The organism is Streptomyces sp. NPDC005408 (assembly GCF_040606445.1).
Lineage (GTDB): Bacteria > Actinomycetota > Actinomycetes > Streptomycetales > Streptomycetaceae > Streptomyces.
The window spans coordinates 17982-32988 of sequence record NZ_JBEXEX010000049.1; the positions used below are offsets into that span (position 1 = coordinate 17982).

17 protein-coding genes are annotated in these 15007 nt (G+C 70.6%); 7 read left to right on the forward strand and 10 right to left on the reverse strand.

Annotation, left to right across the window (positions count from 1 at the left end; genetic code table 11):
• Positions 1-104 precede the first annotated feature (104 nt).
• From ABZS64_RS31450 to ABZS64_RS31465, 4 genes are all read right to left on the reverse strand, one after another.
• Positions 105-866 carry an SDR family oxidoreductase gene (locus tag ABZS64_RS31450; RefSeq protein ID WP_355837082.1) on the reverse strand — a complete coding sequence of 254 codons (762 nt, stop codon included), beginning with the start codon at positions 864-866 and terminating at the stop codon, positions 105-107.
• Positions 867-883: 17 nt separating this feature from the next.
• A complete protein-coding gene (gene fabG, locus ABZS64_RS31455; RefSeq protein ID WP_355837084.1) occupies positions 884-1645 on the reverse strand; it encodes a 3-oxoacyl-ACP reductase FabG in 762 nt (253 codons plus the stop codon).
• Positions 1646-1833: 188 nt separating this feature from the next.
• Positions 1834-2217, reverse strand: a complete 384-nt coding sequence (locus tag ABZS64_RS31460; protein WP_355837085.1) for a DUF3037 domain-containing protein — start codon at positions 2215-2217, stop codon at positions 1834-1836.
• Positions 2214-3065, reverse strand: coding sequence for a HipA family kinase (locus ABZS64_RS31465; RefSeq protein WP_355837087.1), 852 nt, complete (start codon positions 3063-3065; stop codon positions 2214-2216). The genes ABZS64_RS31460 and ABZS64_RS31465 overlap by 4 nt, the downstream gene beginning before the upstream one ends.
• 84 nt (positions 3066-3149) lie before the next feature.
• Here ABZS64_RS31465 and ABZS64_RS31470 point away from each other — a divergent pair, with 84 nt between their 5' ends.
• Both ABZS64_RS31470 and ABZS64_RS31475 read left to right on the forward strand, forming a co-directional pair.
• Positions 3150-5285 carry a prolyl oligopeptidase family serine peptidase gene (locus ABZS64_RS31470; protein ID WP_355837089.1) on the forward strand — a complete coding sequence of 712 codons (2136 nt, stop codon included), beginning with the start codon at positions 3150-3152 and terminating at the stop codon, positions 5283-5285.
• An 80-nt stretch (positions 5286-5365) separates the two neighbouring features.
• The gene (locus ABZS64_RS31475) at positions 5366-5812 is read left to right on the forward strand and encodes a Rieske (2Fe-2S) protein (RefSeq protein ID WP_355837091.1); all 447 of its coding nucleotides are present in this window, start codon (positions 5366-5368) and stop codon (positions 5810-5812) included.
• On the opposite strand, the gene ABZS64_RS31480 is transcribed toward ABZS64_RS31475, so the two are convergent.
• Entirely contained in the window at positions 5799-6461 is a 663-nt protein-coding gene (locus ABZS64_RS31480; protein ID WP_355837093.1) for a cysteine hydrolase, read from the reverse strand. The two genes, ABZS64_RS31475 and ABZS64_RS31480, sit on opposite strands and share 14 nt — an antisense overlap.
• Before the next feature lie 125 nt (positions 6462-6586).
• Between ABZS64_RS31480 and ABZS64_RS31485 the strand changes: the two genes are divergently transcribed.
• Positions 6587-7054, forward strand: coding sequence for a pyridoxamine 5'-phosphate oxidase family protein (locus ABZS64_RS31485; RefSeq protein WP_355837095.1), 468 nt, complete (start codon positions 6587-6589; stop codon positions 7052-7054).
• Between the two features lie 84 nt (positions 7055-7138).
• Here ABZS64_RS31485 and ABZS64_RS31490 read toward each other — a convergent pair whose 3' ends face one another.
• On the reverse strand, positions 7139-8059 hold the full coding sequence (locus ABZS64_RS31490) for a LysR family transcriptional regulator (protein ID WP_355837097.1): 921 nt from the start codon (positions 8057-8059) through the stop codon (positions 7139-7141).
• 38 nt (positions 8060-8097) lie between these two features.
• Here ABZS64_RS31490 and ABZS64_RS31495 point away from each other — a divergent pair, with 38 nt between their 5' ends.
• On the forward strand, positions 8098-9114 hold the full coding sequence (locus ABZS64_RS31495; protein WP_355837099.1) for a DMT family transporter: 1017 nt from the start codon (positions 8098-8100) through the stop codon (positions 9112-9114).
• Here the strand turns inward: ABZS64_RS31495 and ABZS64_RS31500 are convergent.
• Complete coding sequence (locus tag ABZS64_RS31500) at positions 9105-10436, reverse strand: aminotransferase class I/II-fold pyridoxal phosphate-dependent enzyme (protein ID WP_355837101.1); 1332 nt, start codon at positions 10434-10436, stop codon at positions 9105-9107. The two genes, ABZS64_RS31495 and ABZS64_RS31500, sit on opposite strands and share 10 nt — an antisense overlap.
• 23 nt (positions 10437-10459) lie before the next feature.
• Here ABZS64_RS31500 and ABZS64_RS31505 point away from each other — a divergent pair, with 23 nt between their 5' ends.
• Complete coding sequence (locus tag ABZS64_RS31505; protein ID WP_355837103.1) at positions 10460-11128, forward strand: pyridoxamine 5'-phosphate oxidase family protein; 669 nt, start codon at positions 10460-10462, stop codon at positions 11126-11128.
• Between the two features lie 49 nt (positions 11129-11177).
• Here the strand turns inward: ABZS64_RS31505 and ABZS64_RS31510 are convergent, their stop codons facing one another.
• The 3 genes from ABZS64_RS31510 to ABZS64_RS31520 all read right to left on the reverse strand — a co-directional run bounded on the left by ABZS64_RS31510 (position 11178) and on the right by ABZS64_RS31520 (position 14046).
• On the reverse strand, positions 11178-12125 hold the full coding sequence (locus ABZS64_RS31510; protein ID WP_355837104.1) for a DMT family transporter: 948 nt from the start codon (positions 12123-12125) through the stop codon (positions 11178-11180).
• A 231-nt stretch (positions 12126-12356) separates the two neighbouring features.
• A complete protein-coding gene (locus tag ABZS64_RS31515) occupies positions 12357-13412 on the reverse strand; it encodes an EamA family transporter (protein ID WP_355837106.1) in 1056 nt (351 codons plus the stop codon).
• Between the two features lie 121 nt (positions 13413-13533).
• Positions 13534-14046: a Clp protease N-terminal domain-containing protein gene (locus ABZS64_RS31520; protein ID WP_355837108.1), complete on the reverse strand. Its 513-nt coding sequence runs from the start codon at positions 14044-14046 to the stop codon at positions 13534-13536.
• A gap of 210 nt (positions 14047-14256) precedes the next feature.
• Between ABZS64_RS31520 and ABZS64_RS31525 the strand changes: the two genes are divergently transcribed.
• Both ABZS64_RS31525 and ABZS64_RS31530 read left to right on the forward strand, forming a co-directional pair.
• Positions 14257-14451, forward strand: a complete 195-nt coding sequence (locus ABZS64_RS31525) for a hypothetical protein (protein ID WP_355837110.1) — start codon at positions 14257-14259, stop codon at positions 14449-14451.
• 89 nt (positions 14452-14540) lie between these two features.
• Positions 14541-14969 carry an SRPBCC family protein gene (locus ABZS64_RS31530; protein WP_355837112.1) on the forward strand — a complete coding sequence of 143 codons (429 nt, stop codon included), beginning with the start codon at positions 14541-14543 and terminating at the stop codon, positions 14967-14969.
• The last annotated feature ends 38 nt before the right edge of the window (positions 14970-15007 follow it).

The window sequence follows — 15007 nt, forward strand, 5'->3', positions numbered from 1 at the left end:
CGTTCAGCCATGGGTCGGCCGACCATACCGCAGCGCCCCGCCGGGTCAATCTGCTGGCCCGGCAGGGCACTTGACTCATTCAGGAACAAAACGCCTGAGGGCCCTCAGTGCACTCCGGCATTGAGGAAGATACCCCCGTCGACGACCAGCGTCTGCCCCGTGATCCAGTCCGACTGGTCAGAAGTCAAAAATGCTGCCGCTCCGCCGATGTCCTCCGGCACACCGAGGCGCGCGAGGGGGTAGGCCGCGGCCGCCTCGGCCTCCCTGCCCTCGTACAGCGCCTGGGCGAACTTGGTCTTGACCACTGCCGGTGCGATCGCGTTGACCCGGACACCCGGCGCGAACTCGTGCGCCAGCTGCACGGTCAGATTGATCATCGCCGCCTTGCTCATGCCGTAGGAACCGATGAAGGGCGAAGGGGCGAGACCGGCGACGGAGGCGATGTTCACGATCGCACCGCCGTTCTCCTTCTGCCAGGCCTTCCAGGTCTGCTGGGCGAAACCGAGCGCCGAGATCACATTGGTCTCGTACACCTTGCGCGCCACATTCAGGTCGAGCTCGGCCATCGGGGAGTAGACCGGGTTCGTACCGGCGTTGTTGATCAGGAAGTCGACGCGGCCGAAGGCCTCCATCGCGCGCTCCACGGCGGCAGCCTGGTGGGCCTCGTCGTGGGCCTTGCCCGCGATGCCGATCGCACGGTCGGCGCCGAGCTTCTCCACGGCCTCCTTGAGCGCGTCCTCACCACGGCCGGTGATGCACACCCGGTCGCCGCGGGCGACGAGCGCCTCGGCGATGCCGTAGCCGATGCCGCGGCTCGCGCCCGTGATCAGCGCGACCTTTCCGCTGTCCTGTACCTCTGCGGTCATGTCCGTCGTCTCCCGATTCAGTTGAGCGGTCCGCCGGCCACGTACATGACCTGGCCGGAGACGAAGCCGGCCTCGTCGCCCGTGAAGAAGGCGATGGCGTTGGCGATGTCCTCGGGGAACCCGACGCGCGCGACCGGGATCTGCGTGGCGGCAGCGGCCTGGAACTCCTCGAAGCCCATGCCGACGCGGGCGGCCGTCTGGGCCGTCATCTCGGTGACGATGAAGCCGGGGGCGACGGCGTTGGCGGTGATGCCGAACTTGCCGAGCTCCTTGGCGAGGGTCTTGGTGAAGCCCTGCAGACCGGCCTTGACGGCGGAGTAGTTCGCCTGGCCGCGGTTGCCCAGCGCCGAGCTGGAGGAGAGCGAGACGATACGGCCGAATCCGGCGTCCACCATGTGCTTCTGACAGGCCTTGGCCATCAGGAACGCGCCCTTGAGGTGCACGTTCATCACGGTGTCCCAGTCGGACTCGCTCATCTTGAAGAGCAGGTTGTCGCGGAGCACGCCCGCGTTGTTGACGAGGATCGTCGGCGCGCCGAGTTCGGCGGCGACGCGCGCGACGGCGGCCTCCACCTGGGCGCTGTCGGAGACGTCGCAGCCGACGGCGAGGGCCTTGCCTCCGGCCGCGGTGATCTTCTCGACGGTGTCCTTGCAGGCCGCCTCATCGAGGTCGAGTACGGCTACGGCGCGGCCCTCGGCCGCCAGCCGTACCGCGGTGGCTGCGCCAATGCCGCGCGCCGCCCCGGTCACGACCGCGACGCGCTGCTCGGTGGTGGACATGCTGGTTCTCCTCGCCCTTGGATGCGGTTCACCCGGTACGTCCCACGTCCCACGGATGAGCGACCGCTTAGTACCTTCAGCAGACGAGACGCTAGAAGCCCTGGCACCCGGTGTCAACGGCCCACCGGGTGCGCCCCGTCACTCACCGCACGAGCAGGGCGGAACTCACCGCACGAGCAGGGCGGAACTCACCGCACGAGCAGGTCGAGCAGCCGCTCCACCTCGGCCTCCGGATCGGAGGTCAGTCCGGTGTGCACAGGCCCCGGCTGGACGACGGTCGAGCGCGGCGCGATCAGCCAGCGGAAGCGGCGTCCCGCGTCGTCACGTGCCGCCTGGCCTGCGTACTCGCCGCCGCGGCAGACGCCCTCGACGGCTCGCAGGGCGGCCCGCACGCCCGTCACATCGGCGCGCGGGTCGAGCGCCCTGAGTTTCACCTCGTCGAGGTACGTACGGGCGGCGACGAAGGACTTGGCGCGGCAGTAGACCACCACACCGGCGTTGAAGCACTCACCCCGCTCGACCCGCGGCACCACACGCAGCAGCGCGTACTCGAAGACATCGCGCTCGCTCACTCGCCCGCGCCCTTCTTGCTCTTGGTCGGGTGCGGCCAGGGGGTCAGTTGTTCGGTCAGCCAGCCGGGAGCCTGCGAGGGGCGGGGCTTGGAGGGAGCGCTCAGCGTGATCCGCTCATGGATCGTCGCGGCGCGCGGCAGCAGCGTCTCGACATAGGCGCGGCGCAGCGCGTCGGTGGTCTCGAAGCCCGGCTCGTCGACGAGCCATTCGTCCGGGACGTCGGCGGCGACCTCGGTGAGAAGCTCCTCGGTGACCAGCGGCGCGAGTTCGGCGGCGGCCGCGGCGATGTCCGGCTTGAAGGGTGCGAGGACATGGTCGGATGCGTCGTACGGCTTGGCCGCCGATGCCGCGGCACCCGGCCAGTTGTGGTGCCAGATCATAGTGGCGCCGTGGTCGATGAGCCACGGGTCGCCGTGCCAGATCAGCATGTTGGGGTTGCGCCAGGAGCGGTCGACGTTGTTGATCAGCGCGTCGAACCAGACGACCTTGCCGGCCTCGGCCGAGTCCACCTCGTAGGCGAGCGGGTCGAAGCCGAGCGAGCCGGGCAGGAAGTCCATTCCGAGGTTCAGCCCGCCGCTGGCCTTCAGCAGCTCCTGTACCTCCTGATCGGGCTCGCCGAGGCCGATGACGGGGTCGAGCTGGATGGTCACGAGCTCGGGCACCCGCAGGCCGAGCCGCCTGCCGAGCTGTCCGCAGATGACTTCGGCGACCAGGGTCTTGCGGCCCTGTCCGGCGCCGGTGAACTTCATGACGTACGTACCGAGATCGTCGGCCTCGACGATGCCCGGGAGCGAGCCGCCTTCACGCAGGGGCGTGACGTAGCGGGTCGCTGTGACTTCGGAGAGCATTGCCCCACAGTACTTCGGGGCGGCTCGCGTGATCGCTCGGGTTTTCGCTTGTCATGGCCTGCGCCGACATGCCAACGATGCCTCATGGCCGATTACGCGCAAGACCTCATGGATGCCCAGGACTTCCCCCGTCAGTACGCCCGGACCCGGCGTTTCTCGCTCGGTGTCCCCCGTCGTTTCACCGTCTCGCCGGACGGCTCGCGTGTGCTGTTCGTCCGCAGCACGGGTGGCGAGGACGGCGTCAGCAGGCTGTGGCTGTACGAGGACGGACAGGAGCGTGTACTCGCCGATCCCCTCGCTCTGGGTGGCGAGGAGGACGTGCCGGAGGCGGAGAAGGTCCGCCGGGAGCGTGCCAGGGAGACATCGTCGGGCGTGGTCTCGTACGCGACCGACAGCGCGGCCCTGCTCGTGGCCTTCGCGCTGGGCGGTGAGCTGTGGACCGTACGGACGGACGGCGGCCCCCCGCGCAGAATGGCGACGGCGGGCCCGGTGGTCGATCCGCGTCTCGCGCCGGACGGCGAGCGGATCGCGTACGTCACCGGCGGCGCACTCCGTGTCGTACGCACCGACGGGAGCGACGACCGGCTGCTCGCCGCGCCCGAGAGTCCCGAGGTGACCTATGGGCTCTCCGACCATGTGTCGGCGGAGTCGATCGGACGGCCGCGCGGCCACTGGTGGTCGCCGGACGGGGACGCGCTGCTGGTCGCCCGGGTGGACAGCTCCGCGGTGCAGCGCTGGTACATCGCCGACCCCGCGCATCCGACGAAGCCGCCGACGTCGATGCCGTATCCGGCGGCGGGGACGGCGAACGCCGAGGTGACGATGCACATCGTGCGCCTCGGCGGGGCGCGGGTGAGGGTCGAGATCCCTTCAGCGGTGACCGAGGACCACGTCGAGTCGGAATGGACCGACCCCACCTTGGAGTACGTCACGGCGGCGGTGTGGGACAGCCATGGCCCGCTGATCTCCGTGCAGACCCGCGATCAGCGCTCGGTGTACGTCTTGGCCGTGGACCCGGCGACCGGGACGACGGAGATTCTGCGGCACGCGCGTGACGAGGCGTGGCTGTCCCTGATGCCTGGCACTCCCGTGCGCCTCCCGTCGGGCACACCCGTCATCCCGTGGTGCCGCTCCGATACGCAGGGTCTGCGGATCGGGGAGGCCTTCACGCCGGACGGACTTGAGGTCCGTGAAGTCATCGGCACCGTCGGCGAGCGACTCTTCTTCACCGCGAGCGAGGATCCGACCGAGATCCATGTCTGGTCCCACGACCCGGACGCGGGCTTCGTCCGCGTCAGCGAAGGGCCCGGCGTCCACACCGCCGCCGTCGGCGGCGACACCGTCGTCCTGGACAGCGGCACGGACGAGGGGCAGTCGGTGACCGTGCTGCACGGCGGCAAGCCCGTGGGACGCATCGCCGTGCTCGCCGAGGAGCCGCTGGTCACGCCTCGGCCCCGCTTCTTGTCCCTCGGCGAGCGCGAGCTGCGCAGCCAGCTCTTCCTGCCCTCCTGGTACGAGCCCGGCTCCGGCAGGCTGCCGGTGCTCCTCAACCCGTACTCCGGACCCGCCACCCAAATCGTGGTGCGGGCACGCGGCTGGTGGACCGCCGTCTCCCAGTGGTTCGCCGAGCAGGGCTTCGCCGTGCTCGTCACGGACGGCCGCGGCACCCCCGGCCGGGGCCGGGCCTGGGAGAAGGCCATTCACGGCGACCGGCTGACGCCCGTACTGAAGGACCAGATCGACGCGCTGCACGAGGCGGCCGCGCTCCATCCCGATCTGGACCTGGACGCGGTGGCGATCCGCGGCTGGTCCTACGGCGGCTACCTGGCGGCGGGCGCGGTACTGCACCACCCGGAGGTCTTCCACGCGGCGGTCGCGGGCGCCGCCCCCACCGACCGGCGGCTCTACGACACGCACTGGGAGGAGCGCTTTCTCGGCCACCCCGACGTGCTGCCGGAGAACTACGAACGCAGCTCGCTCGTTCCGTACGCACACAAACTGACACGTCCGCTGCTGCTGGTGCACGGTGTCGCCGACGACAACGTGGTCTTCGCGCACATGCTGCGCTTCTCCTCGGCGCTGCTGGCGGCGGGCCGCCCGCACGCGGTTCTGCCGCTCTCGGGAGCCACCCATCTGGTGACTCAGCAGGACCAGGCGAGCAACCTCATGCTGCTCGAAGCGGCCTTTATGAAGAAATCCTTGAATTCCCCGGGTATCTGAACGTGCCGCCCCGCCCACTCGTACAACATCAGGAACCGGCCGCTGTGCGGGCCGGAAGGGACCGTTGAAAGGGAGCCATCATGAGCGGATCGCAGGGGCCGGCGCGGGACATGACACGCCGAACCGTCGTCGCCGCGGTGGGCGGGGCCGGTCTCGCCGTCGCACTGACGGCGTGCGGCAGCTCGGACGACGGCAGTCAGTCGGTGGCCGAGCAGCCGGCGGGCGCAGCGGGCGCCGGCGGTGGCGGCAAGGAGATCGCCAAGATCGCGGACATCCCCGAGGGCGGGGGCAAGGTCATCGGTGATCTGGTCGTCACTCAGCCGAAGCCGGGCGAGTTCAAGGCGTTCTCGTCCAAGTGCACGCACGCGGGTTGCGCGGTGAAGGACATCTCGAACGGCATCATCAAGTGCCCTTGTCACGGCAGCCAGTTCAGCGCGGCGGACGGCAGCGTCACGAAGGGGCCTGCGACTTCGCCGCTGCCGTCTGCGTCGATCACCGTCGACGGCGGTTCGATCAAGCTGGCGTAGCTTTCCCCGCAGCGCGGTGAGGCCGTTTCCAGCAGGACAGAACATCGTCTGTCGTGGTGATCGTGGCGACCAGCGCGAGGGTGTTGCGAACCATCGCGGGGATGTAGTCGGCAGGCACCCCCGCGATGGCGTCCTGCGGAACCACAGCCGTATAGCCCAGGTTGACCGCGTCGAAGACGGCGTTGGGGATGGCGACATTCGCCGAGACCCCGGTGACGACGAGGGTGCGGCAGCCGAGATTGCGCAGCAGCGCGTCGACGTCCGTGCCCGCGATGGGTGACAGGCCGTGCAGCCTCCGTACGACGAGATCCTCGTCCGCGACCTCTATCGGAGGTGCGATACGGACGGCAGTCGTGCCGGAGTGCTGCTGTACGGGCAGCCGTGCCGCGGCGCGGAACAGCCGGGCGTTGTGGTTGGCGCCGCGCCCGTCGGGACGCCGTTCGGCGACCGCGTGCAGTACCTGTACGCCTGTCTCATGGGCCCCGGCGACCAGCCGGGCGACCCGGAGGAGGGCGCCGGACGACCGGGCCTGTGCGGCGAGTTCGGGCAGGGCGCTGTCCTTGCCGACGACACCTTGCTGGCACTCGACGGTGAGCAGCACGGTGGTGGCCGGATCGAGCTGTTCCGCGAGCTGTTCGAAGGACGGCACAGTTCCCCCTCATGCCACTGGGACTGGGCGCGCGACAGTAACGGCCATTGCGCGATGACGGAAGAGCCCCCATGATTTCTGACACACAGTCAGTTCTGTGGTCAGCCACGAGGAGGGGGCCGCGCATGGCCGTCACACAGCGCCGGGGCCGTCGCATCATGATGACGCCCGGCGAGCTGGACGAGTTCCTGGCCGGGCAGCGCACCTGCCGGGTGGCCACCGTATCCGCGGACGGCCGTCCGCATGTCAGCGCCCTGTGGTTCTCCTGGGACGGAACCTCGCTGTGGCTGTACTCCATCACCCGCAGCCGCCGCTGGGCCGAGCTGCGGGCCGATCCGCGGATCGCGGTGGTGATCGACGACGGCGAGGACTACGGCGAACTGCGCGGCGTGGAGCTCTCCGGTACGGCCGTCTTCGTCGGCGAGGCGCCGCGCACCGGTGAACCGTGCCCCGAACTGGACGTACCGGAAAGCCTGTTCGCGCGGAAGAACTTCGGTCTCGACGAGATGCCGCACGACGGCAGGCACGCGTGGCTGCGGCTGACTCCCGACGCGATCGCATCCTGGGACTTCAGAAAACTGTCGGGCCTGTGAGCTGTCGGGGGCCTGTGAGCCGGTGGGGCTGTGAGCCGTCGGGTCCGTGAGCCGTCGGTCCTCCGTGCCGGGGCAGGCGAGCGGTCAGGCCTCTGAGCCGTCCCCACCCGCCCGGCCCGCGGCCTCGCGCAGCGCCGCGACCGCCGCCCTGATCGACGGTCGGCGGTCGGCGTCCGTCCGCCACACCGCGTAGATGTGCCTGAGCATCCGCTGCCTCACAGGCACCAGCCGTACGCCCCCGGGCACCCAGCCCCGCCCCAGTCTCGGCGTCACACACACTCCGAGCCCCGCCTCGATCAGCGCCAGCTGCGTGTGGTGCTCCTCCGCCATGTGCGCGATCCGCGGCTCGAAGCCCTTCGAGCGCAGCGTGAACATCAGCCACTCGTAACAGAATTCGCCCTCCGGCCAGGACACCCACTCGTCCTCGGCGAACTCCTCCAGGTCCACCTCGGTACGCTCCGCCAGCGGATGATCCGCGGGCATGGCGACATCGGGGACGTCGTCGAGCAGATGGGCTTGCGCGAGCCCGCCCGGCATGGGCAGTCGTTTGTTGCTCCAGTCGAGCACCACGGCCAGGTCGAGGTCGCCGCGGACCACCTCCCTGATCGCCTGCTCGGGCTCCAACTCGCGTGAGCGGACCCGCAGTTCGGGGTGGGCCGTGCGCAGCGAGGTCAGGGCCGCAGGGAAGAGCCCGCGGGCGGCCGTCGGAAACGCCCCGATCCTGACCTCGCCCACGACCTGTCCGCGCTGCGCCTCGATGTCGGACTGGGCGAGCTCGACCTGCGACAGGATGCGCGCTGCATGGTCGGCGAGCAGCTGACCGGCGTCGGTGAGCCGGACTCCGCGTCCGTTCTTCGCCAGCAGCTGCTGCCCCACCTCCCGCTCCAGCTTCGCCATCTGCTGGGAGACGGCCGAGGTCGTCACATGCAGCCCGTCGGCGGCTCCGCTGACCGAGCCGTGGCGGGCCAGGGCATCGAGGGTCCGCAGGCGCTCCAGATTCAACATGTAAGCAATACTAAGCGAACGCAGCAAATAATTCTCGCTTGTCCTACGAGATCGGGGAGGGGATCGTAGACGTCATGAGCACCGCAGTCCCCTCCAGAACGTCTTCGGCAGCCACCTCCAGGACCACGTCCGCGCCCACCCCCGCCCCGACCGGCTCCGTACGCCGCCGCCTCGACTGGCGTATCCGGTTCGCGGTGCTCTCCACCGTCTGGGGCTTCAGCTTTCTTCTCATCAAGGTCGGCACCGGCGCGTACGCCCCCTTTCAAGTGACCTTCGGCCGGCTCTTCTTCGGTACGGCGGTGCTGGCCGTCGCAATGACGGTCCGGCGTGACCGGCTGCCGCGCGGAATCCGCACCTGGATGCACCTCGCCGTGGCCGCCTTCCTCCTCAACGCCCTGCCGTTCTCGCTCTTCGCCTACTCCGAGCTGACGATCCCTTCGACCCTCGCCGGAATCTGCAACGCCACGTCGCCGCTGTGGGGCATGGCCCTGTCGATGGTCGCCCTCTCCGAGGACCGCCCCACCCGCCGCCGGGTCGCCGGGCTCGGTACCGGTTTTCTCGGTGTGCTCACGGTGCTCGGCGCCTGGCAGGGCTTCTCGGGGCTCGACTTCGGCGGCACGGCGATGGCGCTGCTCGCCTCGCTGAGCTATCCGGTCGGCTGGATCTACGTCCGCCGCACACTGGCCGGCAGCAGCCACTCACATCTCTCGCTGACCGGCGCACAGCTGCTGCTCGCGACGGTTCAACTCGCCGTGGTCACACCCCTGTTCACCACGCTGCCGACCTCCTTCCCGCTCGTCCCGCTGCTGGCGGTGATCGCGCTCGGCGCCCTGGGGACCGGCTTCGCACTGCTCATGCAGTACGGCCTGGTCGCGGAGGTCGGACCGACGACCGCGCAGATGGTCACGTACTTCATTCCGGTCATCGCCACCGCCGCGGGTGTCGCCGTACTGAACGAGCAGCTCGGCTGGAACACCCCGGTCGGCGCACTGATCGTCCTTGCGGGCGCGGCACTGACGCAGAGCAGGCCGAAGGCGCCCGCTGCTCAGCCGTAGCTGCGCGCGGGTGCCGGGCCGGCGGCCGCCGCGACCGCGTCGGCGACCGGACCGATCTCGTTCATCGCCAGGCCCGAGACGGTGAGCCGCACGGCGGGCGGCGATGACATCCGGAAGCGCGCCCCGGGCGCGACCGCCCAGCCCGCGTGCAGCAGCCGGGCCACCGCTCCGGTCTCGTCGGGGACGGGCACCCAGACATTCATGCCGCTGCGGCCGTAGGCCTCGATACCGCGCTCCGCCAGGGCCTGTACGAGCGCGTCACGCCGCTGCCCGTACGAGCGCGCGACCTCAAGGGGATCGATCGCGCCGGACGTCCACAGCTGGACGACCGCGCGCTGCAGCAGCCTGCTGACCCAGCCGGGGCCGAGCCCTTGGCGGCCCATCACCCGGTCGACGGTGACGGCGTCGCCGGTGAGCACGGCGACGCGCAGATCCGGGCCGTACGCCTTGGCCGTGGAGCGTACGAGCGCCCAGCTGTCCGTCTCCCCCGCGAGGGGGTACAGCGGGAGGTCGACGATCGCGTGCCCGTGGTCGTCCTCGATGAGCAGCGTGCGGGGGAACTGTGCGAGTACGGCACGCAGTTCACGCGCGCGTGCCTTGCTCACGGCGGCACCGGTGGGGTTCTGGGCGCGGTCGGTGACGATCAGGGCCCTGGCTCCGCCGGCGAGCGCCTTGCGGACCTCGCCCGGCAGCGGCCCGTCGTCGTCGAGCGCCACCGGCACGGGCCTCAGCCCCATGGCCGAGACCAGATCCAGCAGGCTTCCCCAGCCGGGGTCCTCGACGGCGACGGCGTCACCGGGCTTGAGGTGGGCGGCGAGTACGCGCTCGATGGCGTCCAGCGACCCCGACGTGACGGCGACCGGCCCGTCGGGCACCCCGTCGGCGTCCATCGCGGCGCGGGCGAGACGCCCGAACTCCGCGTCGACGGGGGCCTGCCCGTACAGACCGGGCTCCTGCGCATTGCGCTGCGCCGCGGCGGCGAGCGCGTCGTGCAGCGGCGGCAGCAGCGCCGGGTCCGGGTTCCCCTCGCCGAGGTCCCGCACGCCGGGAGGCGCGGCGACCCCGATACTCCCGCGTGCCGTACTGGCCGGGCGCGGGCGCACCCTGCTGCCCTTGCGTCCGGCGGTCTCGATCACCCCGCGCTCGCGCAGCGTCCGGTATGCGGACGCGACGGTATTCGGGTTGACGCCGAGATCGGTCGCCAACTCCCGCATGGGCGGCAGCAGTTGCCCCGGTTCCAGGTCACCCGCGCCGACCGCGCGCTCGACGCTGGCGGCAATCTCCGATGCGCGACGTCCTACGATCCGATACTCTCCTAGCACAAACGTGATTATGCACTAGTGCAATGGAGTACGCAATGCCGGACGCATACGAGCCGACCGAACGCACCGTCCCGACGCGCGCCCGGGAGCGCGCGGCGTACGACAGCGAGCAGGTCCACTCGATACTCGACGAGGCTTACGTCTGCCACCTCGGTTTCGTCCGTGACGGCGCACCGGTCGTCCTGCCCACGCTGTATGCGCGCGTCGACAATCACCTGTACGTCCACGGCTCGACGGGCTCACGCCCCCTGCACATGGCGGGCGAGCCGGACCCCGGCCTCGCCGTATGCCTGACGGTCACGCATGTCGACGGCCTGGTCCTGGCCCGTTCGGCCTTCCACCACTCCATCAACTATCGCTCGGTCGTGGTCCACGGCACGGCCCACCAGGTGACGGACCTCGAAGAGAAGCGCACGGCCCTGGACGCCCTGGTGGACCACGTGGTCCCGGGCCGCTCGCTCGACTCCCGCCCGGCCAACGCCAAGGAGCTGGCGGCGACGGCGGTCCTGCGCCTGGACCTGACGGAAGTCTCGGCGAAGTTGCGCACGGGCGGCCCGAACGACGACCCGGAGGACGCGACGCTGCCGTACTGGACGGGAGTGGTCCCCGTGATCACCCGCCAGGGGACCCCGATCCCGGCGCCGGACCTGGACGAGTCGATCGGCGTACCGGCCTATCTGGCGCAGAGCTGACCTCTCGGTGGGGGCCGCCCCCGCCGCGTGCGCCCCCACCCCGCACCCCCTACCGCCGCCCGACCCGCGTCTCCGCCACCGCCAGCCCCGCCACCGCCGACAGCAGCAGCAACGTCCCCGTCACCGTCGCCCACGTCAGCCGCTCATCCAGCACCGTCACCGCGATCACCGCCGCGCTCACCGGCTCCAGCAGCATGATCACCGAGACCGTCGCGGCCCGTACCACCGCCGCACCGGCGAAGTAGAGGGCGTACGCAAGCGCCGTCGGCACAGCCGCCACATAGGCCAACAGCCAGACCACACGCCCCAGTTCCTCGGTGTGCGGCAGCAGCCCCTCCCCCAGCGCCATCGGCAGCAGCCCCACCGCCCCGATCGCGAACGCCCACGCCGTCGTGGACAGCGAGTCGCCACCTCCCCCGTCTCGCCCGAGCCACCGCGTCAGCAGGGTGATCGCCGCGTACCCGGCGGCGGAGAGCACAGCGAGGGCAACGCCCACCGGCCGCACCGTCCCGCCCTCGCCGCCGAGCACCAGCACGGACAGACCGGCCAGCGCCCCAGTGACGGCCATGACACCGCCCCGCCCGAGCCGCTCGCCCATCGTGAGCCGCGCGCCCACCGCGATCAGAACGGGACCCGCGCCCAGAGTGACGACGGTGCCGACAGCGAGCCCGGTCGCCTGGACGGCCGCGAAGTAGGCGCTCTGGAAGAGGGTGAGCCCGATGCCCGTGGCCAGAATCCGCAGCAGCCGGCGACGCCGCGGCTCGACGAGTCCCGCGCCCCAGGCCGTGCGCCTCGTAAGACGCTGATGCCGGGCACGCAGCGCCAGCGCACCCAGCAACAGCACCAAACCGCCCGCGCAGCGCCAGAACGACAGCGCCAGAGGACCGAGATCACTCACCTGGAAGACCAGCGAGGCGGCCGCGCCCGCGGTCCCCCAGGCGACCCCGGCAAAGATCAGATAGAGGAGGCTGCGCCCGACGGGCAGGGACGTCGGCACAGGTCCTGCGCCCGGCCCCGGCACATGCGCGGGCACGCCGACAGAAGGAGTTGAGGAAACTTTCGACACGTGACTTCTCCGTGTGAAGAACGGGATGGGTGGTCGCTCGGCTCCGTCACGCGGGCAGCGACGAACCGCTCGGGGACACCCCGAGCCCGGTCTTCGTCAACGGCTGGCCGCCCGCGCTAAGCGGCAGGCGGCGGAAGTACGGTCAAATGCATGATCGCCACCCTAGTTCGCGGCCGGTCCGGCCGACAACTCCCCCTCGGGCACGACACCCTCGTTCACGGCACCCTCGGCCACGGCGCCATCAGCCGCGCCCGCATCCCGCACGAGCCCGACGTCGACCGGCCCACCACCGGCAACCGGCCCCGACGGCGCCTTCGGTGCCTGTGACTGGGCGATGAACGCCCCGACCAGCACCACCGCACCGCCGATGATCTGCGGCGCCGACAGATGCTCGCCCAGCAGCACCCACGCCAGCACGGTCGCGATGACCGCCTCCAGGCACGCCACCACACCCGCCACCTGCGGCGAGAGCTTGCGCACCGAGACGACCCCGGTGACGTACGCGAGCACCGTGGCGATCAGCACGATCCAGCCGAGCAGCAGCGCCGCCGGCACCTGCGTCCCGCCCATGTCCGCGCTCCCGCCGAGCAGCGAGAAGTCCATCCCCCACGGCCGCGCGACCAGCGTCAGCACCGCCGCACCGATGAGCAGTCCGTATGCGATGACGCCCAGCGGGTCCGCAGCGTCCTCCCCGTCACCGCCGTGGTCCGACAGGACGAAGTAGCCGACCTGGCAGCACGCCGCGGCCAGCGCGAGCAGCAGACCGATCACGTCGAAGCCGACCCCCGACCACACTTCGACGACACACGCGAGACCGGCGGCGGCGAGGACCACGCCGACCGCCGCGGCCCGGGTGACCGGCCTGCGCTGAACGAAGCGCACCCAGCCGAGTACCAGCGCGGGCGCGAGATATTCGATGAGGAGCGCGACGCCGACCGGGATACGGGAAATCGCCGCGAAGTAGCAGGCCTGCACGCCCGCGACGGCGAGCAGCCCGAAGCCGACGAGCAGCGCGGGCCTGCGCAGCACGAGGTCCCGGTGGCGCCAGGCCACCGGCAGCATGACGAGCGCGGATCCGGCCACGCGCAGCCACACCACATGCAGCGGGTCGAGACCCGCTTCGATCAGCGGCTTGGCCGCGACCCCCGATCCACCGAACGCGAACGCCGAGCCCAGGGCGAGTCCCAGGCCGGCGTTCCTTCTCTGAGACGCCTGCATCGGCACATCATGACAGCGCACGACAGTACCGTCATCCCCGTGACACATGTCGAGACGTCACTCCCGGGCAGCCACCCTCCACGGCTGGGGGAACCCCGCCCACGGCGCCGCCGCCCGGCCGTCAGCCGGCCGCTATCCGCCCGCTCAGCACTTGCGCGTCCACCCCCGCCCGCCGCAGCACCTCCACGGCCCGGCACTCCGGATCCGCAGCGATACAGGCAAGCAGATCGACTGCCCCGGCCCGCGCTTCTCCGCGCAGCCCGGCCCGCTCCAGCGCGCCTTCCATCGCCGCGGCCACCGACGGCGACCACCCCGACATCTCGCCGTCCGTCTCGCGTACGGCGGGAATCGTGCCGGAGTCCTCCACCGAGCCCTGCCACCGCAGCCCGTATCCGATGCTGCGCTGCACGAGATAGCCGAGTACGCGCGCGACCTGCGGCCCGTCGCCGAGCGCCGTACGCACCTCGGCGTTCGACTCGATCAGCGAGTGCAGCAGATGCGCCGTGTCAACCTGACGGTCGCCGTCGCGCAGCGCCCTTCGACGCGCACCCGCGACCACCGATGCCAGCTCCACGGTGAGCCGGGCGTCGATTTCCGTACGGGTGGCGGCGGGCTGCTGAGGCACCCGCGGCATGGGGCTTTGCACATCTCCCACCCCATCAGCTCCCGGAGGCCCGAGCGTCCCCGCGGGGGCCCATTTGCACATCCCACGGAGGTTGGGCACGCACGACCGGTTCCTCGTCCTTACGGATGAGATCGCGACACTTCTCCCCCAAGGGCGCGCGCCGCCTTGCCATGCGCCCCTTGAGCAACCGCGCTACGCCGGGCGCGCGTCCCCCCGGGCATGTTCTGGATGGTCGCTCTGCTCGCGCTCGACGGGCGGCAGTACGTCTACCGGGTGTACGCCCCGGCCTGCGCGCTGCCCGCCGATGTGTTCTGGGCGGCCTTCCACTGCCATGACGAGGGACCCCACCCCCGCGCGTCCGACTGGTTCGACTCCGCGCAGATATGGCGGTTTCACCTGGCCGAACAGATCTGACCTGGATCTGACTGTTCATCAGTATTGAATGTTCCGGCAGGTCCGGCTACGTTCCGCGACACCGTAACCCGACATGGAGGGGTGGTCGTATGGCCGAAGTCAGTGCCGAAGCCCGGATCGAGGCGCCGGCCGAGAAGGTCTGGGCGCAGCTGACGGACTTCACCAGTTACGGCCAGTGGAACGCCACCCACACCAGCTTCCCCAATGGCGGACCGGAGACGCTGGAACTGGGAGCCACCTACGACGAGAACATGAAGCTCATGGGATTCCCGGCCGAAGTCGCCTGGACCGTGGACGAGTTCGAGACCGGCCGGGTGCTGGGGATCAAGGGCAAGGGCCCGATGGGCGTCAGCGTCGCAAACCGCTACACGCTCACGCCGGACGGGGACGCCACACAGGTGCGCATCGACGGCGAGTTCACCGGCGCCGCCGTCTCACTGATGGCGGGCAAACTGAAGGACTCGGCGACCGCCGCGCTGAACGAGTCGCTGCGCAAACTGGGCGGACTCGTCACCTGACACCCTGCAGCTCGGAACGAAAAGGGCCCCGCGCTCGC